At 41.0% G+C, this 1255-nt stretch carries 1 protein-coding gene and 1 pseudogene; both read right to left on the reverse strand.

Annotated elements, in window-relative coordinates:
- Window positions 1-686, reverse strand: a pseudogene (locus tag F6K51_RS37585) (hypothetical protein); the annotation flags it as partial.
- Window positions 687-756: 70 nt separating this feature from the next.
- Window positions 757-1255: glycosyltransferase (locus tag F6K51_RS37590; RefSeq protein ID WP_293031352.1), on the reverse strand; the 499-nt coding region annotated here is incomplete at its 5' end.

The following is a 1255-nucleotide window of genomic DNA, read 5'->3' on the forward strand; positions in this document are numbered from 1 at the left end:
AGAACAGTTTGTAACTTATAGTTCTGTTTTACAAAGTTGTGAAGGGGCAGCAGGGTAATCATAACTAAAAAGATTAGCAATGCTGATTTTCCCTGAGAAAGTAGTAGCATCAAAACAGATAAGCTAAATCCCACCCACCCTACCCAGCGATATTTCCGATGGTTGAGGATGCTCGATAACGAAATTATGGCATTTAGGGTCATCAGACGAGCTAAATGATTTTTATGCCTAAAGATACCCTGAGCGGGAGCGTCCCCTAAGCCATGAGCTAAAGTGACCAATAAGCTTAAAATCGCCACTATACCTAGCACCCATGCCACCAGACGCATTTGCTCCTTAGGGTTATAGCGAACTGCTAAGTATGCTCCGAGGGCAGTTGCACGTAAGACGGCTCTAAGTAATTCTGGAATACCGGGAACCGCAGACCATCCAACCGACCACACAGCAGTCCCTACTAAGCATAGTAACGGTATATCCCTTGTAAAAACATAGGCAAATCTTTTCCATCGCCAAAGAATTAAAAAAAACAAGATTAGATAGCTACCAACTTTTAAAAGCTTAAGTAGAGGACCTGGAAAATCAAGAAACATGCCGGAAAATAAGCATATTCCAATCAAAAATGGTTCTAATTTTATTAAAAAAAAAGTTATTAACTGATTAGTAGATAACCTTTTTAAATTTATCATGAATTATCTCTTATTGAGAGTTATATAACCCTAGTTATATCAGTGATACTATATTTTCTAGTAATGATAGTTATACTCCGGATAAAATTTCAGTAAAAAGGGATAAGTAGCGTCTTGCTTGAATTTCTAAGGTAAATTCTTTTTCTACTTTTTCGCGGGCGCGGTAGGATAGTTTCTGATGTCGTTCTGTGTTCTCTAGCACCCAAGCAATTCCTTGAGCTAGAGCTTCAATTTGGTAAGGTTGGGCTAAATAGCCGTTTTTCTGGTGCTCAATCAGATCGGGCATCCCGCCAATGTTGAAGGCGACGCAAGGAGTTCCACATGCGATCGCTTCCATGACTGTGTTGGGCAAGTTATCTTGAAGGGAAGGGCAAACAAATACATCTGCTGCTCCATAAACTAGCGCTAGGGAGAGATCATCGCTGAATGTCCCTAAGTAGTGAGCGTTAAAACCAAACTCAGGTGGATTGTCTGGCCGAGAGTCACCAAAAATAACTAACTCTAGTTGATGTCGCCATCCGGATTGGCTCAGCTCTTGGAGCGCTGGTTGTAACAATTGAAACCCTTTG

Origin of the sequence: Moorena sp. SIO3I8 (genome assembly GCF_010692325.1) — a bacterium.
GTDB lineage: Bacteria > Cyanobacteriota > Cyanobacteriia > Cyanobacteriales > Coleofasciculaceae > Moorena.